The following is a 23,952-nucleotide window of genomic DNA, read 5'->3' as shown; positions in this document are numbered from 1 at the left end:
GGTCGCATAACCCGGCTTGTCGCAACGCTTTTTCGCCCTATGATTATCAGAACGACAACTGGGATGGATAATCATATGCGTAAAGAATTACCGATAGCGACCGCGCCAAAAGACGGGCGGAAAGTCACTGTGGTCTGGATCGATGATGACGATCAGCGCAATGAGTCGGTTGGCCAGTATCGTTCGCTCGATAAGCTCAAAGCTGGCGGTGGTGACTGGGACGAAACAGACACGGGCTGGTGGATTTTCACCGATAGCAAAACCCAGCAGAAGGTTGAACCGACCGCATGGATTTCCGAAACCGACGACGGCGATGACGACAACGAGGATAACTAAATCCCGGACATGCGCTGCGGTCGATAAAATTTGACTTTTATATTCATATTTTATCAAATGGTTGAGAGCTAAGACTTTGCAATGCAAGCATTCCATAGCCAATAATCCACCAATGCTGTTATTCTCGATTCTACAGGCGGGCATTTCACCCGCTTGAAACAAGCCGGAGACTGAAAATGACTGCCACGCGTACCGAAACAGATACTTTCGGACCGATCGATGTTGCCGCCGACCGTTATTGGGGCGCGCAAACTCAACGTTCTTTGCAAAACTTCAAGATTGGCGGCGAGCGTATGCCCCTGCCCTTGGTTCATGCGTTGGGCGTCGTCAAGCGTGCGGCAGCCGAAACCAATATTGCGTTGGGCAAGCTTGACCCGGTTCTGGGGCAGGTCATCGCCGTTGCGGCATCGGAAGTGATTGAAGGCAAACTCGACGATCATTTTCCGCTTGTCGTCTGGCAGACCGGTTCCGGTACGCAGTCGAACATGAATGCCAACGAGGTCATTTCGAACCGCGCGATTGAGCTTCTCGGCGGTGAACTTGGCTCCAAAAAGCCGGTTCATCCAAACGATCACGTCAACATGAGCCAGTCGTCAAACGACAGCTTTCCAACCGCGATTCACATCGCGACTGCCGTTGAAGCCGTAAACCGGCTTTACCCGGCACTTGAGTATCTCACCAAAGCGCTCAAGACCAAGGAAAAGGCGTTCAAGGACATCATCAAGATCGGACGCACGCACACGCAGGATGCAACGCCGGTCACACTTGGACAGGAATTCTCCGGCTATCGCGCAGCACTCGAATATGCGCGCCATCGCATCGAACAGTCCCTCGCTGACGTCTTCCTGCTCGCACAGGGCGGCACCGCCGTTGGTACGGGCCTGAATGCGCCAAAAGGCTTTGACACCGGCTTTGCCGATGCAGTGAGCGAAATTACCGGATTGAGCTTCAAGACGGCACCGAACAAATTTGAGGCACTTGCAAGCCACGGTGCTCTTGCAAACTTCCACGGCAGCCTCAATGCGCTGGCCGCTGACCTCTTCAAGATAGCCAACGATATCCGCTTCCTGGGTTCCGGCCCACGCTCCGGCCTTGGCGAACTATCGCTGCCGGAAAACGAGCCGGGCTCCTCGATCATGCCCGGCAAGGTCAACCCGACACAGGCCGAAGCTTTGACGATGGTCGCAACACAAGTCTTCGGCAATCAGACGACCGTTACGGTTGCTGCAAGTCAGGGCCACTTCGAGCTTAATGTTTTCAAGCCAGTCATTGCTTATAATGTGCTGCAATCGATCCGTATTCTGAGCGACGCCATGGTTTCCTTCGCAGATCATTGCGTTGAAGGTATTGAAGCGAATGAAGATCGCATCAAGGATCTTCTTGAACGTTCGCTGATGCTTGTGACCGCTCTGGCTCCAGCTATCGGTTATGACAATGCGGCCAAGATCGCCAAGACTGCACACAAGAACGGAACAACCTTGCGGGAAGAAGCGTTGAAGAGCGGGCACGTCTCCGAAGAAGACTATGACCGTTTGGTGCGCGCTGAAAAAATGATCGCACCGGAATGATTGTGCACAAGCGGTGAACAAACTGTCGAGGAATATCTATCTTTCCTTGACAGTGTGGAGTAGGTATTTGATTGCTCAGTTTAATTGGAGATACCCCTGATGTCCTCTATCACTCCTCAGAGCAACGGCCTGGCCACGCTCGTCGCACGCGTCTTTCTTTCGATCCTGTTCATTCTCGCTGGCTTCAGCAAGCTGACCGCAATTTCCGGCACCGCTGGTTACTTTGCAGGCCTCGGCCTTCCGGTTCCAACTGTAACTGCCGTTCTGGTTGGTTTGGTTGAATTCCTCGGTGGTCTCGCCATTCTGGTTGGCTTCCAGACCCGTATTGCTGCTGCAATCGTGGCTCTGTTCACCATCGGCGCAACGCTCGTAGCGCACATGAACTTCGCTGAAGGCATGAACGCAATGATGGCGCAGAAGAACCTCGCCATTGCTGGTGGTCTGATCCTTCTTGCACTTCAGGGTGCGGGTTCGATTTCGATCGATGCCAAGCGCGGCTGATCAAGCTGCAATACATATTTTGAAAAAGCCGCGCCGCAACAGCGCGGCTTTTTTAGTATCCGCTTTATCAAGACACAGAACTGTTACTTAGAACGCGCAATGATTGCATCCTTCGTTCTTGTAAGATAATGCAACCGCCTATTTTCATTTTGGAAAGACATTTCGTCCTCCCAGACGTGTCTCATAACTTAGCTTGTAGAGAAAAAATGGCCGTTTCACCCGCAACGAACAGTCAGCTTCGTGCTGACGCCCATTCGGGCAAAAATTACAGCTTTGCGCTCGCCAGCCTCACCATGCTCTTCTTCATGTGGGGCTTCATCACATGTCTCAACGACATCCTGATCCCGCATCTTAAGGGCGTGTTTCAGCTCAACTACTTCCAGTCGATGCTGATCCAGTTCTGCTTCTTCGGCGCTTACTTCATCGTCTCGCTGCCAGCCGGTGCACTAGTCAAACGTATCTCCTATAAATGGGGCATTGTAACCGGTCTGGTGATAGCTGCTATCGGCTGCGCCCTGTTCATTCCGGCTGCATCTTATCGCGTCTACGCACTGTTTCTCGGAGCGCTTTTTGTTCTGGCCTCAGGCGTCACGATCCTGCAGGTCGCGGCAAATCCTTATGTCACGGTTTTGGGGACACCGGAAACCGCAGCGAGCCGTTTGACGCTTACTCAGGCTTTCAACTCGCTCGGCACAACCGTCGCGCCATCCTTTGGTGCCCTCCTGATCCTGTCCGCAGCAACCAGCGATGCTGCAAGCTCTGCGCAGGCAGACGCTGTTCAGTTCCCTTATCTGCTGCTGGCATTGGCTTTCGCCGTTCTTGCAATTGTTTTCGCAATCCTGAAACTGCCTGACGTTCAGGAAGAAGAAACCGCTGTCATTACCAAGGAAGATGGTTCAGCCTGGCAGTATCGCCATCTGGTCTTAGGTTCTGTTGGCCTGTTCGTATATGTCGGCGCTGAGGTCAGCGTTGGCAGTTTCCTAGTCAACTTCCTCAACGATCCGAATGTTGCGGGCCTGGCCGAATCCGAAGCTGCGCACTACGTTTCCTATTTCTGGGGCGGTGCAATGATCGGACGTTTTATCGGCTCCGTTGCGATGCGCTATATCGATGACGGCAAGGCGCTGGCGTTTAATGCCGCTATGGCAATCGTCCTGCTGCTCATTACGGTCGCTACCACAGGCCATGTTGCCATGTGGTCGGTACTTGCTATCGGCCTGTTCAACTCAATCATGTTCCCGACGATCTTCAGCCTCGCGCTGCATGGTCTTGGCAAACACACCAGCCAGGGTTCCGGCATTCTGTGTCTGGCCATTGTTGGCGGCGCAATTATCCCGCTCATTCAGGGCGCATTAGCCGATACTGTGGGCATTCATCTGGCATTCCTGATGCCGATCATCTGCTACATTTATATCGCTTATTATGGCCTCATTGGCAGCAAACCAGCGAACTAGAGCATTTCCAGCAAAAATGCGAAGCGGTTTTGCGTCGGATAATGCGAAAAAACAAAGAGATAGAGCATTTCCAATGATTCAAGAAAAACAGGAAATGCTCTAAAGACAAAAAAAAGCCGGTCTGAATTTCAGACCGGCTTTTTTAGTTCAATGTGGCACTTATCAGCCTGCAAGACCTTTACGAATACGTGCAACGACTTCCGCAACACGCGCACTTGTCTCACCGCGACGGGCAGATACAAGACAAGCCTGCGAGCGCAGGATGATACCGTCTTCCAATACCTTCAGATGATTAGCCGTCAGGGTCGAACCGGTTGACGTGATATCGACGATCATATCAGCCGAGCCTGCTGCTGGCGCACCTTCAGTCGCTCCAAGGCTTTCGACAATGCGATAGACTTGGATGCCGTGCTTCTGTGAAAAGAACTGCTGCGTCAGGCGCCAGTATTTGGTGGCGATGCGCAAACGGCGACCATGACGCTGGCGGAAATCGGCAGCAACATCGTCAAGATCAGCCATTGTGGTCACATCGCGCCAGACTTCCGGCACTGCAACCACAACATCGGCATGGCCAAAGCCTAGCTCCGCTTCAATCGCCACACGCTCGTCGGCATGAGCCAGTGTCTCACGCACGAGGTCTTCCCCGGTCACGCCCAGATCGACACTGCCGTAACCCAGCTCGCGTGCGATTTCAGATGCCGAGAGAAACAGAATATCGATGTCATTCTCGCCCTCGACCCGCGCGCGATAATTGCGTGAATCGTCAGGCAGAATAACCTTGTATCCAGCCGTCTCCAGAACCGCGAGCGTCTGCTCCTTCAACCGTCCCTTGGAAGGGAGTGCCAATGTCACAGTCATGATTGTTCTCCGCTCAGCGCCTGAAGCCGGTCGAGCCAGATGGAAAAGCCGACGCCCGGAATGTTTTCGGATGCGCCAAGCATGGTCAGCAGACGGTCATAACGACCGCCACCTGCCAGCACCATATCCTTGTCGCTGCCCGCCTGACGGATTTCATAGACAAGGCCTGTGTAATAATCGAGCGGACGACCGAAAGACGCGTCATAGACAATGTCTTCCACCGAAATGCCAGCTGCAATAATCGCATCGGTACGTGCTTCGAATTTTTGCAGAACGGCGCTCAAATCAAGCGCATTGTCGGCAGCGAAAGCGCGCAGCGTGATGCTTGCAGCTTCCAACGAAACACGCGTTGCAAGGAAACGCTTCAACACTTCAAGGGCCGAGGATGGAAACCGCGTTGCGGCCAGATCTTCCTTCTCGATCAGGCGGCGAGCAATCTCGGCAGGCGTACGGCCCGCTCCCGGTGAAATACCGGCTTCCAGCATTTCGGTTTCAAGCATGCGTGCGAGCCCGGCCTCATCACCTTCGGCGACAAGTCCGGCGAGCTGTTCAGGCAGTGGATCGTTGCGCTGTTCACCCGTCAGCTCTGCAAAGGCTGCTTCCATCGTGTGTTCATCACCGAAAGCGCGCAGCAGTTTCTTGCGCCAGCCCTGTGGCAAACCAAGCGCCTTGAGCATTCCTGCAAAAACGGCCTGATCACCGAGAACGATTTCAAGCTGTGTGTCTGTAGAGGCAGACTTCACGCATGCTAGCGCATCGCCAATCGAACGTGCATCTGATGCCGCTTCATCGGCAGCACCGAGATCTTCGATCCCTGCCTGTAAGAACTCCACAGCGCCATCACGGCGCTGACGGAAAACCTCGCCAAGATAAGCATAACGCTTGGGCGTTGCGGCATTGAGCGCGATGTGATTGCGGCAGACCGGAATGGTGAATTCCGGGCGCAGGCAAAGGCTGTCGCCATTCTCGTTTTCGGTCAGGAAAATACGGCGGCGCAAATCCTCGCCCGCCATATCCAGAAACGGATCAGCTGGCTGGATCAGCGGAATATCAACAAGCTCCGCTTCGCTGGCATCAAGCTGACCACGAAGCGTCGCGAAAATCGGTGATGTGCGTGATCCAGTCATAGTCCCGTCACTTTGCCTGCTGCGCGCGATCGCGCGCCTGCGCTTCGAGAATTTCGCGAACCGCCGTAATGATACCTTCTTCCTTGACCGTAACCTGCGCCGGGCGGCTTTCGCGCCAGGTCGCATTGTCCTCGATCTCGGCAGAGATACGCTTGCCTTCGATCAGATCCTTGATCTGAACTTCGCCCGCGTCACGCTCCTGTGAACCCTGAATGATCACGCATGGCGCATCGCGACGATCCGCATATTTCATCTGCGCTTTCATGCCGGAACCACCGACATACATTTCAGCGCGAATGCCAGACTGACGCAAATCGGAAACCATCTTCTGATAGCGGCCAAGGCTTGCAGCGTCCTTGTCCATGACCAGAACGACAACCGGGCCAACCACGTCGGAAACATCAAGTTTACCGAGGTTCTTCAAGGCCGTCATCAGGCGCGAAACGCCAATCGAGAAACCAGTCGCCGGAACAGGTTCGCCACGGAAACGCGAAACCAGACCGTCATAACGACCACCGCCACCGACTGAACCGAACACAACCTTCTGGCCGTCTTCGTTGGTCACATCAAACAGAAGCTCTGCTTCAAAAACAGGGCCGGTGTAATATTCAAGACCGCGAACCACGGACGGGTCGATCTTCACGCGACCTTCGTAACCACCAGCATCAAAAAGTGCTTCCATATCGGCAAGCTCTTTAACGCCTTCTTCGCCCTTGGTGTTACCAGCAACAACGGCCTGCAAATTGGCGATGGTTTCGGCACCATTGGCACCGCCCGCCGAGGTGAACGCCAGAACTTTTTCCACGGCTGCATCGTCAAGCAGTGCGCCCTTGGTGAAATCGCCGCTTTCATCCAGACGACCCTTGCCGAGCAGAAGACGAACACCTTCAGCACCAAACTTGTCGAGCTTATCGATGGCGCGCAGAACATTGAGGCGTTTGCCTGCATTCTCATCGCCTGCAAGGCCAATCGCTTCGAGTACGCCGTCGAGAACTTTCCGATTGTTGACGCGGATCACGTAATCGCCGCGCTGAATGCCAAGACGCTCAACTGTATCAGCCATCATCATGCACATTTCGGCATCAGCCGAAACATTCGGCGCGCCGACCGTGTCGGCATCGAACTGCATGAACTGGCGGAAACGGCCCGGACCCGGCTTCTCGTTACGGAAAACCCAGCCATTGCGATAGCTGCGATAAGGCTTTGGCAGGCTTTCGTAATTCTCAGCCACAAAGCGTGCGAGTGGTGCGGTCAGATCATAGCGCAGCGACAACCACTGCTCATCATCGTCCTGAAACGAGAACACGCCTTCATTCGGGCGGTCTTGATCCGGCAGGAACTTTCCAAGCGCGTCGGTATATTCGATGAGCGGCGTTTCCACCGGCTCAAATCCATAAAGGTCGTAGACCTCACGGATGGTCGCCGTCATCTTTTCGGTGGCGCGCAGATCATCCGGCACCCGATCGACAAACCCGCGTGGCAACCGCGCTTTCATCTTGTCCGCTTTATCGGCCATTTTTTCCGCCTGATCGTTGATTTTGTTCATGTTGCGCCGGACAAACCCGGCAAATCCGTTGCCGGTTTCCTAACGCATCAAGACGAGTGCGGCAAGGGTAGTCTACACAATCAGCGTGTAGCGATGGCGACCGCCGCACCAGCCATCATTCCGGCACTGGTGCGATTGGCGATCTGCATAGCGAGTGGACTGCGAAGCAGGCGCCGTGCCTGTGTTGCAAGCACCACCCAGGCGCTGTCGACAAGCGCCAGCACCACAAACATAACAAGCAGCAATTCCATCCAGCCAACAACTGAAACATGGGTGATGTCGATGATGGTTGGCAGGATCGCGACGTAGAATACCATGATCTTGGGATTACCGAGCGTAACCGCCAAAGCGCTGAAGAAGAGCTTCTTTGCCTCTCCATGGCGCGGGATCGCATCCTCGTCCACGCTCTCTGCGACGGGAGCAAACCACATTTTCCACGAAAGATAGATCAGGTAAGCGACGCCAAGATATTTCAACACAAGGAAAACGGTGTGGAAGCTGTGGGCGAGAGCAGACAGGCCCCAAACAGCAAGCGAAAGCCAGATCGCGTCACCCAACCAAAGTCCGAACATGAATGGAAACACGCCCTTATGACCACGGCTAAGAACACGGGCGACCAGCGCACCAATGTTTGGCCCCGGCGTACCAGCCGCCACAACCAGAATACCGGCAAAAGCCACAAGCGATGTCATATCCATTTTCACACTCCTGAAAACGAGATGTGCCAGAAAACGGATTTCGCTGCAATCGCTCTTAAACCATGGTGCTAAGAGGCTGGCGCATCGCACATTGGCATCACTTCGGTCGGGTCAGTGCTTGCCGAAGCTTTTCGATGTTCGAGCGGCAATGGCAACCTTCAATGTGGTCATTGACCAGCCCCATGGCCTGCATGAAGGCGTAAACGGTGGTTGGTCCCACGAAAGACCAGCCGCGCTTTTTGAGATCTTTTGAAATCCGGGTTGAGGTAGCCGTTGTGGGATTGGCAGACAAGGTCGGATAATCCACCACTTGCGGGCGATCCTCTGCACCCGGCTCAAAGGACCAGAAATAAGCAGCGAGCGAACCTTTTTCTTTGACCAGCTCGATTGCGCGCTTGGCGTTGTTGATCGTGGACACGATCTTTCCGCGATGGCGCACAATACCTTTGTCAGCCAGTAGCCGCTCGATATCCTTATCATCGTATAGAGCTACGCGGTGGAAATCGAACCCGTCAAAAGCTGCACGAAAATTCTCACGCTTGCGCAGGATCGTCAGCCAGGACAGACCCGACTGAAAGCCTTCAAGGCAGATTTTCTCGAACAGACGCTGATCACTCGTTACCGGAACGCCCCACTCATTATCGTGATAGGCTATGTAATCAGGCAATTCACCGGGCCAGAAACAGCGCATTTTGCCGTCCGCATTGACGATCAAACCGGTCTTTTCCTGCACCGTGTCGCTCATTTCTGTCCTCCAAAGTTTCATTCATTTTTAATCATGTCGCGCAACTTGCCGCTAACCACAACTATAATTTGAAGCAGGTCAAAGCCCGATACGCGGCAAAATTTACCTTTATGATTCCATTGCCCGGCACAATGGACCCATGAATTTCGGGGCCGTTCTCCTGACAGGCGATGTCAGGAGTGCGACGGGTAACCGCGTCAGCGTAAATGCAGGACGCAAAATAGTCGGATTTGGCTTATGAAACCACGTCATCTGCTTTTGATCGGATCACTTGCGGCAATCGCCGTCTCCATTGTGACCACCAGCATGGCTTTTGCCAATGATCGTTACGCGACCCAACCACCGGTTCGCGTTGACAATGAAACATCGCAGCGCTGGATCGCGCAGCTCGGTGGACCGGCAGTCCGTGTCCTGCCGCAGCTTGATGCAGCACAGCCGCATAAGCGTACAGTCGTCCGTCAGAAGCAGCCACAAAAGCCGCGCTATCAGAATGTAAGTCAGCAGCGCCCGGCAGCTAACCCGGCCAAGGTTGTGCGTAAGAAGCAGCAGCTTGATCCAGTTTTCCTGCCTCAGACAGTTTCTTATTCGGGTGGCGAAAAGCCCGGCACATTGGTGATCGATACCAGCAAGCGCTTTCTCTATCTCGTTGAAGGGAATGGCCAGGCGCGCCGTTACGGCATCGGTGTTGGCAAGGAAGGTTTCGGCTGGAAAGGCACGCAGCGCATCAGCCGCAAAGCCGAATGGCCAACCTGGACACCACCAAAGGAAATGATCGCCCGCGAGCGAAAGAAGGGACGTATTCTCCCTGCTCAGATGAAGGGTGGCATCAACAATCCGCTTGGTGCACGCGCACTTTATCTCGGTTCGACGCTTTACCGTATCCATGGCACAAACCAGCCCTGGACCATTGGCAAAGCCATGTCTTCGGGTTGTTTCCGCATGCGTAACGAAGATGTGACCGATCTTTACGGACGTGTCCCTGTTGGTACACAGGTGGTGGTGCGCTAAGCCTTTTCTTTACAAACAAGCTATCAGGCCGCTGTTATCACCATAACGGCGGCCTTTTTTGTCATCAAATTGAAACCTTTGGCTTTTTCTCGGAGAAAGCACGCTGATCACTGACAAACATGTCGGAAATGCCTTTCACTTTTTGTGCGAACACCCATATGCTGGAAATGATACATCAAACAGTATGCACGTAAGAGGGAAGGACAGATCATGACCGTACCGGCGGTAAAACTGAACGACGGCAATCACATTCCACAGCTCGGTTACGGTGTCTGGCAGGTTGGCAACGATGAAGCCATTGTGGCTGTCAGCGAAGCCTTGAAAGTCGGCTATCGCCACATCGACACCGCTGCCATCTATGGCAACGAAGAAGGCACCGGAAAAGCGATCAACGATTCAGGCATTGCCCGCAGCGACATTTATCTCACGACCAAACTCTGGAACAGCGATCAGGGCTATGAATCGACCCTCAAGGCGTTCGACACCAGCCTGAAGAAGCTTGGAACTGACTATGTGGATCTTTATCTGATCCATTGGCCTATCCCTTCCAAAGACCTGTTCATGGAAACATGGCGCGCCTTCATCAAGCTGAAGGAAGAAGGTCGTGCCAAATCCATTGGTGTGTCGAACTTCCGCACTGCCGATCTCGAGCGCATTCTGAAGGAAAGCGACGTTACGCCAGTTCTGAACCAGATTGAGCTGCATCCGCAGTTCCAGCAGGACGAGCTGCGTCTGTTTCACAGCAAACACGATATCGCGACGGAAGCCTGGAGCCCACTTGGTCAGGGCACCATTCTGGAAAATCCAACGCTGAAATCAATCGCCGATAAGCACGGCAAATCTGTCGCTCAGATCATCCTGCGCTGGCACATCGAGACCGGCAATATCGTCATCCCGAAATCGGTTACACCTGCACGGATCAAGGAAAATTTCGATATTTTCGATTTCCGCCTCAACGGCACCGATCACGATGCAATTACCAAGCTCGACAAGGCTGATGGTCGTATCGGACCAAACCCGAACACGTTTTCCGCAGGATAATGTGTAAGGACAAATAGCGAGACGCGGCTCCAACAATTAAGTCTTGATCGTTGGAGCCGCTCTTGTCAGGCCTCTTTTTATCGCAAAAGCTTTAAGCTTCCGGTCAGTGAGCGCACCCACTTGGCCGGGCCAGCAATGCCCACTCCATCGATCGTTGCCGATGAAAGCTCCTTATCCGGGAATGTCTTTTCATATTCGGCATAGACATGCAGTGTACGGGCAAAGGCTGGGAATGCCACAACAGCCTGTCGTTCTTCAAAGCTTGCGGCCTTCAAAACAATGGCCCGAATAGTCTCCGCATCAGCCTGCAGGATAGGTACTGGGCGATCAGAACTGATATCGATTGCATTGCCTGATTTGTCGATCAGTTGTCGCGCTGCAATGAATGGCAGCTTCGCACCCAGACCGATGGAAATCGCCCCGACCGTATTGGCAAGCAACCCTAAGGACAGCTCCGGATTGACGATGATGGCGAGACGTAAATCTTCTTGCATGGTAGCTCCGGCGGAATTGATATTTCGATCAGAATTACACTGGACAAGAAGGCAGTTCTTATCTTTATTCCCCATTCTGGTTTGAAATTTGGTAGTATCTACCTCAATTTAGAGAATTTCAGGTAGATTCAAATGATCCAACTCGAACCATCCGACATCAAGATTCTCGACGCATTGCAGGACGATGGGCGTCTGACTAATCAGGCGCTGGCTGAAAAGGTCAATATGTCCACATCACCAAGTTGGCGCAAAGTGCGCAAGCTTGAAGAAGACGGAGTCATACAAGGCTATCGCGCCACACTGGACCGGAAAGCCATTGGCCTTGGTGTTTTGGCTTTTGTTCGAATCAAGATCGACAGCCACAGTGAAGCGGAGGCTGAGCAATTTGCTGCCGAGCTGATGGGCCTTGATGAAGTCATAACCTGTTACAGCATCGCGGGCGATGCAGACTTCCTGCTGCAAGTCGTATCGCGTGACCTAGACACCTATGCAGATTTCGCTATGTCGACCTTACGTCGCCTGCCTCGCATCAAGGAAATGCAAACCACCTTCGTTCTGAAAGAGACGAAAGGGTTCAAAGGTTTCCCTTTGCATTATGCCCGATCAATGAAGACTGGCGCTTGAAAGGGCAGCAGGTTTTGGTCCGCCATATGCCCAATCGAGCAATTCAATTGTATGCACGATGGGCAACTGGCTACCGGTTGCGATTTGCGTCATACAGCCAATGTTACCGGTAGCGATCAAATCCGCCCCAGTGGCCTCAATGTTCTTGACCTTGCGGTCACGAAGCTTGGTTGCGATTTCAGGCTGCATGATATTGTAGGTACCAGCCGAGCCGCAGCAAAGATGACCTTCCAGAGGTTCCCGCACGGTAAAACCTGCCTTAGCAAGCAGATCCTTCGGCTGACGAACAACCTTCTGACCATGCTGCATGGAGCATGCCGAGTGATAAGCAACAGTCAGGCCTGCAGGCTGCGGCGGCTCGGGCAGTTCAATTGAGGTCAGATATTCGGTCACGTCCTTGGCCAGCGCGGAGACCTTTGCTGCCTTGTCCTTATATGCAGGATCGAGCCGCAGCATATAGCCGTAATCCTTGATCGTCGTACCGCAACCTGATGTTGTCACGATAATAGCATCCAGGCCACCGGCTTCGATTTCACGGGTCCAGACATCGACATTGTGCCGTGCTTGCTCAAGCGCCTGCTCCTCACGGCCCATATGATGCACCAGCGAACCACAGCAGCCTTCGCCCTTGGGTGTTATCACCTCGATACCGATCCGGTTAAGTAAGCGCAGCGTGGCTGCATTGATGCCGGGATTGAGTACCGGCTGCGCGCAGCCGTTGAGGATTGCAACCCGTCCGCGCTTATCGCCTTTGGCCGGGCTGATAGCATCGACGGGTTGATGAGCGGGCAAATGTTGCGGTGCAAGATCGAGCATGGCGGCTACGGGCCTCAATGTATCGCTCTTGCGAAACAGAGAAGCAAACGGACGGCCAAGTTTTGCCAGTTGCAGTGCCAGCCGGAACCGACCCGGATATGGCAGAACCTGTGCCAGAACCCCGCGCAGAAAGCGGTTCATAAATGGGCGCTTATAGGTCTTCTCGATATGCGACCGCGCGTGATCGATCAGATGCATATAATTGACACCGGACGGACAGGTCGTCATGCATGACAGACACGAGAGACAGCGGTCAACATGCCGCACAACCTCTTCGTCAGCCGGACGATTATTCTCCAGCATATCCTTGATGAGATAGATGCGTCCACGCGGACTATCCAGCTCATTGCCAAGCGTCACGTAAGTAGGACATGTTGCCGTACAGAAGCCGCAATGCACGCATTTGCGGAGAATTTTTTCGGCCTCATTAACACCGGGATCAAGCAGTTGTTCAGGACTGAATTGGGTTTGCATGGCATCACACTCCTGCTTGCTCAGGATAAATACGGCCCGGATTGAGAATATTCTCCGGATCAAATTGCAGCTTCAGACGTCGCGACAAAGCGGCCAGAGCTGCCGATTGCGGTTCAAACACATCCGTGTTTGCGCGCACATGCTCCGAAGCCCGCACCAGCGTGGCATGGCCACCGCCATATTTGGCAATAAGAGCGCGCAGCACGTGAGCCTCTGGCTCAGCTTCCATGCGCAGCCAGATCAATCCGCCCTGCCAATCATAATAAGCATCGGCACCAGCATGGCGCCGGAGCTCATCCACCATTTTCCAGCCCTGCATAGGAGCCATGGAAACACGCCAGACCGCACGCTGATCGCCCTTTTTCACAAAAGGCAGCACATCGCGCACCTCACGCCAAAGCTGACGCGACTGTGTTTCATCAAGAAGATCAATCACCCCAGCAGAGCCCAGCAACGCCTGCAATTGTGCGCTGCGATGGCGAACCGAAGGCGCAAAGCCCTCTATCCGCAGAATGGTCGCGGCTTCTCCGCCCAGTTTACCATCCAGAAAGCGCCATGCCACGCTTGGCGGCAGATGGGCACTTGAAGCAACCTCTTCACGCGACCCCATAGCCATGGCCATGATCCGGCTTGCAGCCTCGTCATCAAGCCCGCGCACAGCAAGCGTTGCCACTGTTTCAGGCGCAGGTAAAACCTTGAAGGTCACTTCGGTGGCGACACCCAGCGTCCCCCATGAATTGGCCATGCCTTTTGAAAGATCGTAGCCGGTAACGTTTTTGACCACACGTCCGCCGGATTTGAACAGCTCACCGCGCCCCGAAACCACACGCACACCCAATATATGGTCGCGCGCGGCACCCGCCTTGAGGCGACGCGGACCTGACAGATTGGCCGCAAGCGCGCCCGCAATCGTGCCGCTTCCCGCCTCACCGGAAAGAAGTGGACCGTAATCCATCGGCTCAAAATGAAAGCACTGCTTGTTGTCGGCCAGCAGTTTCTCGATTTCGGAAAGAGGCGTTCCAGCCTTTGCAGAAAGCACCAACTCATCGGGCTCGTAAAGAGTTACGCCGGACAGGTTCGACACATCAAGCACAGCGCCTGTTGCCATCGGACGGCCAATACCGCGTTTGCTGCCCCGACCGATGATTTCAAGCGGCGTTGAATTGGCCAAGGCCCATTGCACCGCCTCCAGAACACCCGCCTCATCCTGCGGCTTTATTATGTTTGTGTCAGTCATCATCAAAACCGCTTATTAAAATCGGGGAATGTCCGGAAAAGCCAATTCGCCACGATGCACATGCATGCGGCCAAGTTCGGCGCAGCGACGTAATTGTGGGAATACCTTGCCCGGATTGAGCAGATGCTTGGCATCAAAAGCACATTTGACCCGCATCTGCTGATCGAGATCGATCTCGTTGAACATGACCGGCATAAGATCGCGCTTCTCGATGCCAACGCCGTGCTCGCCGGTCAACACACCGCCAACCTTGACGCAAAGCCGCAAAATATCGGCACCAAAATCTTCGGCCGCTTCCAGTTCACCCGGAATATTCGCATCGTAAAGGATGAGCGGATGGAGATTACCATCACCTGCGTGAAAAACATTGGCGACACGAAGTCCGTATTTTTCGGAAAGATCGCGCATGCCGGAAAGCACACGCGGCAATTCCTTGCGCGGTATCGTGCCATCCATGCAAAGATAGTCAGGCGAGATACGGCCTACCGCCGGGAAGGCGGCTTTTCTCCCTGCCCAGAAAGCAAGGCGCTGCTCTTCCGATTGCGAAAGTGTGCAAGTGGTTGAACCGTTTTTAAGCGCAATTGCTTCCACCTGACCAATCAGGTGATCGACTTCTACCGGAGGACCATCGAGTTCAACAATTAGCAGTGCTTCGACATCCAGCGGATAACCGACACGGACAAAATCTTCCGCTGCCTGAATGGCCGGACGATCCATCATTTCCATGCCGCCGGGAATAATCCCGCAACCGATGATGTCGGCCACACACTGACCTGCCTGCTCGCTTGATGGGAACCCGACCATTACCGCACGTGCTGTTTCCGGCTTCTGCAAGATACGCACGGTGATTTCCGTAACCACCCCCAAAAGACCTTCAGAGCCTGTCATGAGACCCAGCAGGTCATAGCCTTCGCTATCGAGGTGTTTGCCGCCAAGGCGCAGCACTTCGCCCGTAATCAGCACCATTTCGATACCGAGCACATTGTTGGCTGTGAGGCCGTATTTCAGGCAATGCACGCCGCCCGCATTTTCCGCAACGTTGCCACCGATGGAACATGCGATCTGCGAAGACGGATCAGGCGCATAATAGAAGCCTTCGTGCTCAACAGCCTTTGTAATGCCGAGATTGGTCACGCCCGGCTGCACAACTGCAACGCGGTTTGGATAATCGATTTCGAGAATACGATTGAAGCGGGACATGCCCAGCAACACAGCGTCGACCAATGGCATGGAGCCGCCGGAAAGCGACGTGCCCGCACCGCGCGGCACAACGCGAATTTCATTCTCGTGACAATAGTGCAATATCTGCGAAACTTGTTCGACCGTTTCTGGCAGAACCACAACAAGTGGCAGCGCGCGATGCGCGGTCAGTCCGTCGGTTTCGAACACCCGCATGGCATTGGTCGTGTCGACAACACCCTCACCGGGTACAATTGCCCTAAGATCAGCAACGATCGTCTCGCGCCGCTCGAGGACCGAAGCATTTGGCTCCGGCATAATCAGTCCGCTCATGTGATCCTCCGCCTCCCCAGAGTACATTCGGCATCGCTTGGATCAAGTGGTAATATTATTTTACCAATTGGCCTATAGCGAAACAGTTATGACGCTGCGGCATAATCGCCTTGCGATCCATCGCCTGCCTCGGCTACATCAACCATGTGCATATATCTGCCAGGGAGGATTTAAAACTATCATGATGAGCAGTCTGGCCGATATGGAGATTTTCGCACGTGTTGTCACAACAGGTAGCATGTCAGCCGCGGCGCGTGATCTTGGATTGTCACCGGCAGTCGTTTCCAAAAGACTGGGAAGACTTGAAGAACGTCTCGGCACACGTCTCCTGCAGCGAACCACGCGTCAGATAGCCCTGACTGAAGCAGGCCAAGGCTATCATGAGCGTGTATTGGCAATTCTGAGCAATATTGAAGAGGCCGAAGCCTTCGTCGCCCGCAGATCGGCAAATGCACGCGGCACACTGAAAATATCAGCCCCCACGACCTTCGGCCGTATGCATATCGCGCCTTATCTGGTGCCTTTCATGCGCACCAATTCAGACCTCACCGTCAATATGCAGCTCTCCGACGAGATGGTGGATATTGTCGGCGATGGCTATGATCTTGCAATCCGCATCGGTGAATTGTCAGATTCTACGCTTGTCGCGCGACGTCTAGCACCAGTGCGCCGTGTTCTGGTTGCCTCACCGCATTATATCGCTGAACGGGGCACGCCGGAAACCATCGAGGATCTACAGGCGCATATTTGTCTTGCTCCGCACAATAATGACCCGTGGCGGCTGGAAGGACCGAAAGGGCCGATCACCATTCGCCCACAAGGACCACTTCAGACCAATTCGAGCGAGATGGTACGCGAAGCGGTTCTGGCCGGGCTTGGCATCGCGCAGCGCTCGACATGGGATGTCGGACCGGAACTCGCCGCGGGTAAGCTCGTGCAGGTGCTGCCTGATTATTCTGCTTCCCGCAATGTCGCGATCCATGCCGTCTATCCGTCAAAGCAATTCCTGCCCGCTAAAGTGCGGTTGTTCATAGACTATCTGGCTGATCTTTACGGACCGGTTCCTTATTGGGAGAGCGGCAGTTCTCCACAAGACATGCCCTCAAAATAGACGAAGCCGATATGATTGCTTATGAAAGCACGGCGCTTTATTTGAAAGCGCGCAATGCAGCCGGCTAAGCAATTGATTAGCAATGGCGTTGCAGCCCCACAATTCAACGAATCGAATGGCCTTCCTTCCTGCCATGTCGATCTTTGAGGAATGATAATGAACACACCTACCCGCCTTATTCTCGCAATCGTCGTTGCCGCTATCGTTGGTTTCGGCTTCATGTTCTATGACAAATCGCGCGGCGCAGAATGGGTCGTCTCCCCGCAGCAAATCGAACAGGCGAAAGCCGAAGGAAAGGCTGGCTTTGAAAGCCGCCCGGGCACGGTCACTGTGCTTCCTATTCGCAGCGAAACAGCCGATGCTCTTCCCTTCAAGTGGGCAATGTATGGCCTTGTTGCAGGCCTCGTCGCATTCTTTTCAGGCCGCAAGCGTAAGAAAGCCTGAAGCAAAACTCTAATCCTCTCAAACCCCGGAAGCATGTCTTCCGGGCTTTGTTAGAGCGGCTCCAGTTAGGACTGAATTGTCGGAACCGCTCTAACGATTTGTTCCGACGCATTATCCAGCGCAAAACCGCTTCGCACTTTTGCTGGAAATGCTTTACTTACAAACTCCCCGTTGCTCGGCTGACGCCTTAAGGCTACCTTGCCGCCGATATGGAGAGGGCTTCAAACGGCATGGCCGAGACAATTTTTTCACGTATCCAGGCGAGCCGCACAGCGGATGATGTCGTCCATCAGATCGAGGGCCTGATTCTCGAAGGCGTCTTGCGCGGTGGCGACCGCCTTCCGGGTGAGCGGGAACTGGCGCGCCAGTTCGATATTTCCCGTCCCATTTTGCGTGATGCCCTGAAGCGGCTTGAAAATGCAGGCCTTCTCACATCGCGTCATGGCGGTGGCACTTTTGTGGCAGATGTCATCGGACAGGTTTTCAGTGCACCCGTGGTGAAGCTTTTCGCGGACCATCGCAAAGCCAAAGCCGATTATCTGGAATACCGCCGCGAAATAGAAGGCATTGCCGCTGAATTTGCTGCGCTGCGGGCAACGCCCGCGGACAAGGCTCTCTTGAAGGAAATCATCGTCGCAATGGAAACGGCGCACGGCGCTGGTGATTTCGATACGGAAGCGCGGCTTGATGTCGATTTTCACAATGCGATTGGCGAAGCCGCACACAATATCGTGCTGCTGCACACATTACGCTCCTGCTATCAATTGCTCAAAGATGGGGTTTTTTACAACCGCAGTCTTATTTACAATTACCCCGGCGTTGCCGACATGTTCCTGTCGCAGCATCGCGCCATCTACGATGCCGTTATCGCAGGTAATCCACAGGCGGCCCGCGAAGCGGTTCAGAAACATATCCGTTTTGTCGAACAGGCGACGAACGACAGGGAGCTGAATGATGAACGTGAGCGCGTATCGCGCTTGCGATATCGTCAGCGTGCAGGAAAAGACGCAAAAGAAAGCGACGACTTATGAATGGCGTGATGTTGAAGGACGCTAAAGGACCTGCAGGCGTTCGGCTTTACGCCATCGGCGACATTCACGGGCGCCTTGATCTTTTACAGGATATGCATGGCCTTATCCGCGCCGATCTCGACCGTAATCCGGCACATGACTGGCGTATTATTCATCTCGGCGATTATATCGACAGAGGACCGGATTCCAAAGGTGTGCTTGATTTTCTGATCAATGCTTCAGCGCATGATCCGCGTATCCTCTCTTTGATCGGAAACCATGACGATGGTTTCCTGCACTATCTTGCGACGGGAGATACGAACGGGATTTTTACCCATCATGGCGGCAGCGACACTGCGCGCTCTTACGGGGTTGAGGTGAACTTCAGTGATCCGGTATCCACAACGTCAGGATATCGACAACTCGTAAACACGGTGCCGCAAGCGCATGTCGACTATATCCGCTCCATGCCGCATTCAATGAGTTTCGGTGATTTCTTTTTCTGCCATGCGGGCGTTAACCCAGCTGTGCCCCTCGACGCTCAGGACCCCGACGAACTGATGTGGATCAGAACGCTGTTTCTGAAATGGACTGATCCATTGGAAAAAGTCATTGTCCACGGCCATACACCGCAGAGTGTAATCGACGTCCAGCCCAACCGGGTTAATCTTGATACTTATGCCTGGAAGAGCGGAAAGCTGTCAGCCATCGTAATCGATGGCTCTGAAAAGCGCTTTCTGGAAGCGACCGGTCCAGCCGCTACTGCATAATTCCTTAAACTTGAACCAGCTTAAGATAAAATTATGCGGAAAACTCAAAGTGCCAGAGCGACCTTAGTGCGCCTAACCGGGCGCACGGTGCTCTGGTTAAAAAATTAACGCGCGTTGGAAACGCCGTAACCGTCAGTCGAGGTCATGCTGCTACCAGCATCGACTGTAAAAATACCAACTGCCATAAACACGATCGCAGAAATCATCAGGACGGTGAGGAGTGTGGCATGCTTAGCGGTCATGATCGAAAACTCTTTCGAGAGGCACCGGAGGAGGGTTACCGGGGGGATCGGGGAGCCGAGCTTTCATAATGAGCAAGGTTTGCACCCTGCCCAATCACTTGCCACCCGGAAGTTGGCCTCAGTTACACCTGAAAAAAGTTACCTGCAACTGAACGCAGGGGTTACAATTGTCGCTTTCACAGGGAAAAACTCAAATGGTTTTCCCCTGTGGCAAAGGCGCAACGCCTTATGGGTGCGGAGTGTTGTTTACCGGCAACTTTCAGCACATCTGCGCTAGATCAGACTGGTCCACGCGCGCGCAAGAGCGGCGCCAGCCTTGTCCGCAGCAGCTCCCGAACGTTGTAAATGTGCTGGAAATTCAGCCGGCCATTCAGGATCAAACTCGGCGATTACGTCGCTGAGTGTTTCATTCCAGTCGACAACAAGTGCAGTGTCAGCTTCAAAGTGAAACTGAGTGCCATAGACAGCGCGGCCAATCCGATAAGCCTGATGTGCAGTCATGTCGCTGGATGCCATGTGAACGGCACCTTCTGGCAATGAAAACGTATCGCGATGCCAGTGGAAAATCGGAAAAGCAGATCCTGCAGCGGCAAGCACCGGATCGCTTTGTCCCCTCTCGGTCAGCCGCACTTCATGCCAGCCAAATTCCATTGGCCGATCCAGAATATTCTCGGCTCCATATGCGCGCGCGACAAGCTGGCTACCGAGGCAAATACCAAGCACAGCCTTGTCCTTATCGCCGAAAGCGCGAATGAGATTGAGAAGATCTGGGAAATATGGGAACTCGGCATCAGCAAGCGCATTCTGTTCCCCACCAAGTATGATGAGCGCCTGATAATCGCTGTCGTCCTGCGGAAGAGTGTCGCCCCGATAGGCATGGCGCAGATCAATCGAATGGCCCGCCTCAAGCAGTATAGGCCCAATTTGTCCGAGGCCCGAATCTGGATAATTCTGGATGACCAATACGCTCATAGCCCAAGCCCCACAGCGACTTCTTCACCCAAATTGCTAGCATGAAAAAAGCCCGGACAATAGCCGGGCTTTGCTGCTTGATTTGGTTATCTTAGTTGACGACCGAAACGCTGACCGTACGACCGGCCACCAGATGAACACCCTGCGGCACTTCCTCCAGTTTCACTCTGACCGGCACGCGCTGCGCAAGGCGAACCCAGTTGAATGTTGGGGAAACATTGGCAAGCAAATTGGTTGAATCCGTGCGCTCGCGGTCTTCGATGCCGCCAGCAATGCCTTCCACCTTGCCTTTCAGCTGCACTTTGCTGCCCATCACATCAACCAGAACCGGATCGCCGATTTGGATACGTTCCAGCTTGTTTTCTTCGAAATAGCCGGAAACGTAAAAAGAATCCGTATCGACCAGTGCTGTGACGGCAGAGCCCGTCGTCACATAATCACCGCGTTGAAGCGAGAAATTGGTAATCACACCATTGACCGGAGCCTTGACCGAAGACCGTTCCAGATTAAGCGATGCCAGATCACGGTCGATCTCCGCCTGACGATAGGTGGCCTCCGCCTGCTGGGTTGTCGTTTCAATCTGTTCCATTTTTTGCTGGGTCACAGTCGTATCGTTAAGCTTGCGATAGCGGGTCTGATCACGATTGGCCATATCCAGCGCCGCCTTGCTGCTGGCAAGCTTCGCTTCGGCCAACTGGAGCGCCAGTTTGTAGCGCGCCTGATCAATACGGAAAATCACCTCGCCCTGCTCGACCGTCTGATTGTCATGAACCAGAACTTCGCTCACGAGACCGGAAACATCGGGCGCGATGCGCACGACATCCGCGCGGATCTTGCCGTCGCGTGTCCACGGCGCATTCATATAATAGTCCCAAAGATGCCAGCCAAGCAGCCCTGCCATTGTGACCATGACGAGGGTGAGGAAGACCCGGCCGGAATGTGCAAAGAGCTTTTTCATAGCGGTATTCCATTCAAAAGTACGGCACTTACGCCGAGAATGCAGAAGTACATGGCAGCATCAAACAAAGGTCGGTGCCATACAAAACGATAGAAGCGAGCGCGCGCCAGCAGGCGCTGCAGCACAGAATTGGCGAAATAAGCGCCCAGCGCCAAAACAGCCAAAGTCGGCAGATAAATCCCATAGATGTCGAGTTCGGGTCTCATGACTATTCAGGTTCCATTCGTGCGAAATACCTGCCTTATGCAGCCTGCGGCAGCTCAAGTTGAGGCTGCGGCGGAAGGGCAAAGGGCGGCGCTTTCGGAAACAGGTTGAAGCGCAAACCAATCAGGGCAATACGAGGCCTCTTGGCGATGGCTGGTGAACCATTTTCGATGATGACTGTGATCGCCTGATCGATGGCCACCAGAAGACTGGCATCAATGTCTTCCCGTGCTTCCGATTTGGCATCACGCGACAGCGCCCGATAATGCGCACCAACACCATCCAGCACAGCGTCCACCGCTTCACGGCACGATGCAGGCAATTTTGAACGATACTGCTGCAGATCAATCGTGTTCATGCCGTTGCGCAAATCGCGCAGCAGATCAACCTTGGCAATATCGGCGGCCGGTATCAAAGCAAGGCGTGGCGTCATCATGCCGATGCGATCAATCATCTTGAGCAGCAAACGGTTCATATGCTGACGACGATGGCGACCCGGCTGACGCTCGCTTGCAAGCACAATGTCGTTCCAGCCCGCTTTGACAAGACGACGCACGCTCCATTCGGCACCGACCGACCGCACGATGGACGTCACCCCGGCAGCAATGACAATACCCAGAACGGTAGCGAGGTTGGCATTCGTAAAGCTCACAAAGTCATGCGTCAGATGACCTTGCAGCATCAGCATGTTTGGCAGGTTCACACAAAGCACCATACCGAGCAAAAACTGCGATGGAATTGCAAGAAGCAAACCGGCAGGAACCAGAAACAGACCGAGCACGAGAACCAGTGGGAAAAACCCGTCCACCAGCGGCAATAATGCAAATTCAAACACGAAGGCGGCAGCAATCACGATCAGCAGCAGCCAGTTGAACTTGCGCATCACCGGGACGGGATCATCCATGCCTGCAAAAATACAGCAAAATATCCCGGCCATCATGGCGGCGGCACTGCCCTGCGACCAGCCAGTCGCAATCCAGAAGGCCGTGGCAATACAGGTTGCCAGAAAAGCCGAAAAGCCAGAGAGGAAAGCCATGCCATAATCTCTGTGCTGCGGACGCGCCTTCTGATGCGCGTCGTAGCGGCGCCAGCGCAACGAATGACGCGAACCGGAAATTATGTCCTGACGCAGCGTAATGCAGTCACTCCAGATCTGGACCAGATCACGCACACGCGCTGCCAGGTTGAACGGCAGCAATTCGGCCCAGCTATCCGCATCCCTGCCATGCTTTTCGATTTCATCGAGATAACCAAGAAGTATTGCGCGGCGCTGTTCCGTCAGGGCTTCTCCACTTTCAAGCCAGTCGCAGGCCTCATCCAGAAGTTTCTGCACTGCAGGATGCCACGGCTTTTCGCCCTTCCCGGGCTTGAGCGCCAACACATCATGCAGGCTGGAAACGATTGGCAGAACGGCAACCATACGCTGTTGCAATACGTGCAAAAGCGCACCGACATTGCGGATGGATGATGTATCATAAGCCACATGCGTCGTCAGATTACGCAGTTCCAGCGCATCAGCCGCAAGCCGTTGGCGATCACGCTTAAATTCGGGGCTGTCGCCATCACCGCGCAATGTCGCAACGGCGAGCTTTGAACCGTCACGCAGCCAATTATCAATTCGTGCGACCAGAACGGGACCGCTATGGCGCGGAAAAACCAGACGGTTGACCACGGCTGCACAAATGATGCCGATGGCAATTTCTTCGACCCGGCCCACGGCATAATCGAAGGTCGTGGCAGGCGCGGAGACAACCGCGAAACTTGCAATCGCCACGGTATAACCAGCCAGCATGAAAAGATAGCTGCGCGGCGTGCCGTCGAGCAGGCTGATAGCGAGACAAAGCCCCATCCACAGGCCGATTGCCAGCGTTAGAATTTCAGGCGAGTTGACCAGATGCGGCACGAACAGAATAGTGACAGCACCACCGATAATCGTACCAATGAGACGATAGAAGCCCTTGGACGTCGTAGCCCCTGAAAGCGGATGCGCTACGATGTAAACTGCCGCAACCGACCAATAGGGATTGGGCAAGTCTGCCATCAAGGCAATCCAGAGCGCGAGCATAGCCGCCGCAAAGGTCTTCAGCGAGAAGACCACGTCCCAAAATCGCGGCATTGTTTCAGCGGGCTTAATCATCGGCTTTCAGAATGTTCATTACAATAAGTTGCCAGCCTTTCTGTCAGGAAGGCCGGGGGGCGTTT

25 protein-coding genes are annotated in these 23,952 nt (G+C 54.0%); 11 read left to right on the top strand and 14 right to left on the bottom strand.

The window, feature by feature from the left end; genetic code table 11:
• The first annotated feature begins 75 nt into the window (after positions 1-75).
• The 4 genes from ACSME1_RS14920 (at position 76) to ACSME1_RS14905 (ending at position 3,859) form a co-directional block, all read left to right on the top strand.
• Positions 76-336, top strand: coding sequence for a hypothetical protein (locus ACSME1_RS14920; protein ID WP_024897733.1), 261 nt, complete (start codon positions 76-78; stop codon positions 334-336).
• A 176-nt stretch (positions 337-512) separates the two neighbouring features.
• Positions 513-1,904, top strand: coding sequence for a class II fumarate hydratase (gene fumC / locus ACSME1_RS14915; RefSeq protein WP_100557732.1), 1,392 nt, complete (start codon positions 513-515; stop codon positions 1,902-1,904).
• Positions 1,905-2,003: 99 nt separating this feature from the next.
• Positions 2,004-2,405: a DoxX family protein gene (locus tag ACSME1_RS14910; protein WP_024897731.1), complete on the top strand. Its 402-nt coding sequence runs from the start codon at positions 2,004-2,006 to the stop codon at positions 2,403-2,405.
• 206 nt (positions 2,406-2,611) lie between these two features.
• Positions 2,612-3,859, top strand: coding sequence for a sugar MFS transporter (locus tag ACSME1_RS14905; protein WP_105707898.1), 1,248 nt, complete (start codon positions 2,612-2,614; stop codon positions 3,857-3,859).
• Positions 3,860-4,021: 162 nt separating this feature from the next.
• Here the strand turns inward: ACSME1_RS14905 and hisG are convergent, their stop codons facing one another.
• The 5 genes from hisG to ACSME1_RS14880 form a co-directional block, all read right to left on the bottom strand.
• Positions 4,022-4,717, bottom strand: coding sequence for an ATP phosphoribosyltransferase (gene hisG / locus ACSME1_RS14900; RefSeq protein ID WP_024897729.1), 696 nt, complete (start codon positions 4,715-4,717; stop codon positions 4,022-4,024).
• On the bottom strand, positions 4,714-5,844 hold the full coding sequence (locus tag ACSME1_RS14895; RefSeq protein ID WP_435655441.1) for an ATP phosphoribosyltransferase regulatory subunit: 1,131 nt from the start codon (positions 5,842-5,844) through the stop codon (positions 4,714-4,716). The genes hisG and ACSME1_RS14895 overlap by 4 nt, the downstream gene beginning before the upstream one ends.
• Before the next feature lie 7 nt (positions 5,845-5,851).
• Complete coding sequence (gene hisS, locus ACSME1_RS14890) at positions 5,852-7,360, bottom strand: histidine--tRNA ligase (RefSeq protein ID WP_024897727.1); 1,509 nt, start codon at positions 7,358-7,360, stop codon at positions 5,852-5,854.
• A 110-nt stretch (positions 7,361-7,470) separates the two neighbouring features.
• Positions 7,471-8,088 carry a LysE family translocator gene (locus ACSME1_RS14885; RefSeq protein ID WP_435655440.1) on the bottom strand — a complete coding sequence of 206 codons (618 nt, stop codon included), beginning with the start codon at positions 8,086-8,088 and terminating at the stop codon, positions 7,471-7,473.
• Between the two features lie 97 nt (positions 8,089-8,185).
• Positions 8,186-8,833, bottom strand: a complete 648-nt coding sequence (locus ACSME1_RS14880; RefSeq protein ID WP_024897725.1) for a DNA-3-methyladenine glycosylase I — start codon at positions 8,831-8,833, stop codon at positions 8,186-8,188.
• A 237-nt stretch (positions 8,834-9,070) separates the two neighbouring features.
• On the opposite strand from ACSME1_RS14880, the gene ACSME1_RS14875 reads away from it, so the two are divergent.
• Both ACSME1_RS14875 and ACSME1_RS14870 read left to right on the top strand, forming a co-directional pair.
• Positions 9,071-9,841 (top strand): L,D-transpeptidase, encoded by a 771-nt coding sequence (locus tag ACSME1_RS14875; protein WP_435655439.1) that lies wholly within the window; start codon positions 9,071-9,073, stop codon positions 9,839-9,841.
• A 210-nt stretch (positions 9,842-10,051) separates the two neighbouring features.
• A complete protein-coding gene (locus ACSME1_RS14870) occupies positions 10,052-10,882 on the top strand; it encodes an aldo/keto reductase (protein ID WP_435655438.1) in 831 nt (276 codons plus the stop codon).
• A gap of 77 nt (positions 10,883-10,959) precedes the next feature.
• Here the strand turns inward: ACSME1_RS14870 and ACSME1_RS14865 are convergent, their stop codons facing one another.
• A complete protein-coding gene (locus tag ACSME1_RS14865) occupies positions 10,960-11,376 on the bottom strand; it encodes a DUF2000 domain-containing protein (RefSeq protein WP_435655437.1) in 417 nt (138 codons plus the stop codon).
• Positions 11,377-11,508: 132 nt separating this feature from the next.
• Here ACSME1_RS14865 and ACSME1_RS14860 point away from each other — a divergent pair, with 132 nt between their 5' ends.
• Complete coding sequence (locus ACSME1_RS14860) at positions 11,509-12,000, top strand: Lrp/AsnC family transcriptional regulator (protein WP_105534939.1); 492 nt, start codon at positions 11,509-11,511, stop codon at positions 11,998-12,000.
• Here the strand turns inward: ACSME1_RS14860 and glcF are convergent.
• From glcF to ACSME1_RS14845, 3 genes are read right to left on the bottom strand one after another with little or no spacing between them, the layout of a single operon-like run.
• Positions 11,980-13,290, bottom strand: a complete 1,311-nt coding sequence (gene glcF / locus ACSME1_RS14855; protein ID WP_435655436.1) for a glycolate oxidase subunit GlcF — start codon at positions 13,288-13,290, stop codon at positions 11,980-11,982. The genes ACSME1_RS14860 and glcF overlap by 21 nt on opposite strands.
• A 4-nt stretch (positions 13,291-13,294) precedes the next feature.
• Positions 13,295-14,527, bottom strand: a complete 1,233-nt coding sequence (gene glcE / locus ACSME1_RS14850; protein ID WP_024897719.1) for a glycolate oxidase subunit GlcE — start codon at positions 14,525-14,527, stop codon at positions 13,295-13,297.
• A 15-nt stretch (positions 14,528-14,542) separates the two neighbouring features.
• Positions 14,543-16,039 carry an FAD-linked oxidase C-terminal domain-containing protein gene (locus ACSME1_RS14845; protein ID WP_024897718.1) on the bottom strand — a complete coding sequence of 499 codons (1,497 nt, stop codon included), beginning with the start codon at positions 16,037-16,039 and terminating at the stop codon, positions 14,543-14,545.
• Positions 16,040-16,220: 181 nt separating this feature from the next.
• Here ACSME1_RS14845 and ACSME1_RS14840 point away from each other — a divergent pair, with 181 nt between their 5' ends.
• From ACSME1_RS14840 to ACSME1_RS14825, 4 genes are all read left to right on the top strand, one after another.
• The gene (locus ACSME1_RS14840; RefSeq protein WP_105534937.1) at positions 16,221-17,150 is read left to right on the top strand and encodes a LysR family transcriptional regulator; all 930 of its coding nucleotides are present in this window, start codon (positions 16,221-16,223) and stop codon (positions 17,148-17,150) included.
• Positions 17,151-17,306: 156 nt separating this feature from the next.
• A complete protein-coding gene (locus tag ACSME1_RS14835; RefSeq protein ID WP_024897716.1) occupies positions 17,307-17,594 on the top strand; it encodes a hypothetical protein in 288 nt (95 codons plus the stop codon).
• Between the two features lie 230 nt (positions 17,595-17,824).
• A complete protein-coding gene (locus ACSME1_RS14830; protein ID WP_024897715.1) occupies positions 17,825-18,625 on the top strand; it encodes an FCD domain-containing protein in 801 nt (266 codons plus the stop codon).
• On the top strand, positions 18,622-19,374 hold the full coding sequence (locus tag ACSME1_RS14825) for a metallophosphoesterase (protein ID WP_435655435.1): 753 nt from the start codon (positions 18,622-18,624) through the stop codon (positions 19,372-19,374). Before ACSME1_RS14830 ends, ACSME1_RS14825 begins: the two co-directional genes overlap by 4 nt.
• Positions 19,375-19,478: 104 nt before the next feature.
• Here the strand turns inward: ACSME1_RS14825 and ACSME1_RS14820 are convergent, their stop codons facing one another.
• The 5 genes from ACSME1_RS14820 to ACSME1_RS14800 all read right to left on the bottom strand — a co-directional run bounded on the left by ACSME1_RS14820 (position 19,479) and on the right by ACSME1_RS14800 (position 23,887).
• The gene (locus tag ACSME1_RS14820; RefSeq protein ID WP_164844685.1) at positions 19,479-19,616 is read right to left on the bottom strand and encodes a hypothetical protein; all 138 of its coding nucleotides are present in this window, start codon (positions 19,614-19,616) and stop codon (positions 19,479-19,481) included.
• Positions 19,617-19,889: 273 nt separating this feature from the next.
• A complete protein-coding gene (locus ACSME1_RS14815) occupies positions 19,890-20,588 on the bottom strand; it encodes a type 1 glutamine amidotransferase (RefSeq protein ID WP_435655434.1) in 699 nt (232 codons plus the stop codon).
• 91 nt (positions 20,589-20,679) lie between these two features.
• Positions 20,680-21,546: an efflux RND transporter periplasmic adaptor subunit gene (locus tag ACSME1_RS14810; protein WP_435655433.1), complete on the bottom strand. Its 867-nt coding sequence runs from the start codon at positions 21,544-21,546 to the stop codon at positions 20,680-20,682.
• Entirely contained in the window at positions 21,543-21,752 is a 210-nt protein-coding gene (locus ACSME1_RS14805; RefSeq protein ID WP_094542490.1) for a DUF1656 domain-containing protein, read from the bottom strand. The genes ACSME1_RS14810 and ACSME1_RS14805 overlap by 4 nt, the downstream gene beginning before the upstream one ends.
• A gap of 35 nt (positions 21,753-21,787) precedes the next feature.
• Positions 21,788-23,887 (bottom strand): FUSC family protein, encoded by a 2,100-nt coding sequence (locus tag ACSME1_RS14800; RefSeq protein WP_435655432.1) that lies wholly within the window; start codon positions 23,885-23,887, stop codon positions 21,788-21,790.
• Positions 23,888-23,952 lie beyond the last annotated feature (65 nt).

This window comes from Brucella pituitosa (assembly GCF_965577835.1).
Lineage (GTDB): Bacteria > Pseudomonadota > Alphaproteobacteria > Rhizobiales > Rhizobiaceae > Brucella > Brucella pituitosa.
Note: the sequence above shows the minus strand (reverse complement) of the source record. Positions and strands in the feature narration are given on the sequence as shown.

Excerpts from the sequence above, each read along its gene's own strand:
- ACSME1_RS14920 (WP_024897733.1), top strand. The coding sequence starts at position 76 with ATGCGTAAAGAATTACCGATAGCGACCGCGCCAAAAGACGGGCGGAAA.
- fumC (WP_100557732.1), top strand. The coding sequence starts at position 513 with ATGACTGCCACGCGTACCGAAACAGATACTTTCGGACCGATCGATGTT.
- ACSME1_RS14910 (WP_024897731.1), top strand. The coding sequence starts at position 2,004 with ATGTCCTCTATCACTCCTCAGAGCAACGGCCTGGCCACGCTCGTCGCA.
- ACSME1_RS14905 (WP_105707898.1), top strand. The coding sequence starts at position 2,612 with ATGGCCGTTTCACCCGCAACGAACAGTCAGCTTCGTGCTGACGCCCAT.
- hisG (WP_024897729.1), bottom strand. The coding sequence starts at position 4,717 with ATGACTGTGACATTGGCACTCCCTTCCAAGGGACGGTTGAAGGAGCAG.
- ACSME1_RS14895 (WP_435655441.1), bottom strand. The coding sequence starts at position 5,844 with ATGACTGGATCACGCACATCACCGATTTTCGCGACGCTTCGTGGTCAG.
- hisS (WP_024897727.1), bottom strand. The coding sequence starts at position 7,360 with ATGGCCGATAAAGCGGACAAGATGAAAGCGCGGTTGCCACGCGGGTTT.
- ACSME1_RS14885 (WP_435655440.1), bottom strand. The coding sequence starts at position 8,088 with ATGGATATGACATCGCTTGTGGCTTTTGCCGGTATTCTGGTTGTGGCG.
- ACSME1_RS14880 (WP_024897725.1), bottom strand. The coding sequence starts at position 8,833 with ATGAGCGACACGGTGCAGGAAAAGACCGGTTTGATCGTCAATGCGGAC.
- ACSME1_RS14875 (WP_435655439.1), top strand. The coding sequence starts at position 9,071 with ATGAAACCACGTCATCTGCTTTTGATCGGATCACTTGCGGCAATCGCC.
- ACSME1_RS14870 (WP_435655438.1), top strand. The coding sequence starts at position 10,052 with ATGACCGTACCGGCGGTAAAACTGAACGACGGCAATCACATTCCACAG.
- ACSME1_RS14865 (WP_435655437.1), bottom strand. The coding sequence starts at position 11,376 with ATGCAAGAAGATTTACGTCTCGCCATCATCGTCAATCCGGAGCTGTCC.
- ACSME1_RS14860 (WP_105534939.1), top strand. The coding sequence starts at position 11,509 with ATGATCCAACTCGAACCATCCGACATCAAGATTCTCGACGCATTGCAG.
- glcF (WP_435655436.1), bottom strand. The coding sequence starts at position 13,290 with ATGCAAACCCAATTCAGTCCTGAACAACTGCTTGATCCCGGTGTTAAT.
- glcE (WP_024897719.1), bottom strand. The coding sequence starts at position 14,527 with ATGACTGACACAAACATAATAAAGCCGCAGGATGAGGCGGGTGTTCTG.
- ACSME1_RS14845 (WP_024897718.1), bottom strand. The coding sequence starts at position 16,039 with ATGAGCGGACTGATTATGCCGGAGCCAAATGCTTCGGTCCTCGAGCGG.
- ACSME1_RS14840 (WP_105534937.1), top strand. The coding sequence starts at position 16,221 with ATGATGAGCAGTCTGGCCGATATGGAGATTTTCGCACGTGTTGTCACA.
- ACSME1_RS14835 (WP_024897716.1), top strand. The coding sequence starts at position 17,307 with ATGAACACACCTACCCGCCTTATTCTCGCAATCGTCGTTGCCGCTATC.
- ACSME1_RS14830 (WP_024897715.1), top strand. The coding sequence starts at position 17,825 with ATGGCCGAGACAATTTTTTCACGTATCCAGGCGAGCCGCACAGCGGAT.
- ACSME1_RS14825 (WP_435655435.1), top strand. The coding sequence starts at position 18,622 with ATGAATGGCGTGATGTTGAAGGACGCTAAAGGACCTGCAGGCGTTCGG.
- ACSME1_RS14820 (WP_164844685.1), bottom strand. The coding sequence starts at position 19,616 with ATGACCGCTAAGCATGCCACACTCCTCACCGTCCTGATGATTTCTGCG.
- ACSME1_RS14815 (WP_435655434.1), bottom strand. The coding sequence starts at position 20,588 with ATGAGCGTATTGGTCATCCAGAATTATCCAGATTCGGGCCTCGGACAA.
- ACSME1_RS14810 (WP_435655433.1), bottom strand. The coding sequence starts at position 21,546 with ATGAAAAAGCTCTTTGCACATTCCGGCCGGGTCTTCCTCACCCTCGTC.
- ACSME1_RS14805 (WP_094542490.1), bottom strand. The coding sequence starts at position 21,752 with ATGAGACCCGAACTCGACATCTATGGGATTTATCTGCCGACTTTGGCT.
- ACSME1_RS14800 (WP_435655432.1), bottom strand. The coding sequence starts at position 23,887 with ATGATTAAGCCCGCTGAAACAATGCCGCGATTTTGGGACGTGGTCTTC.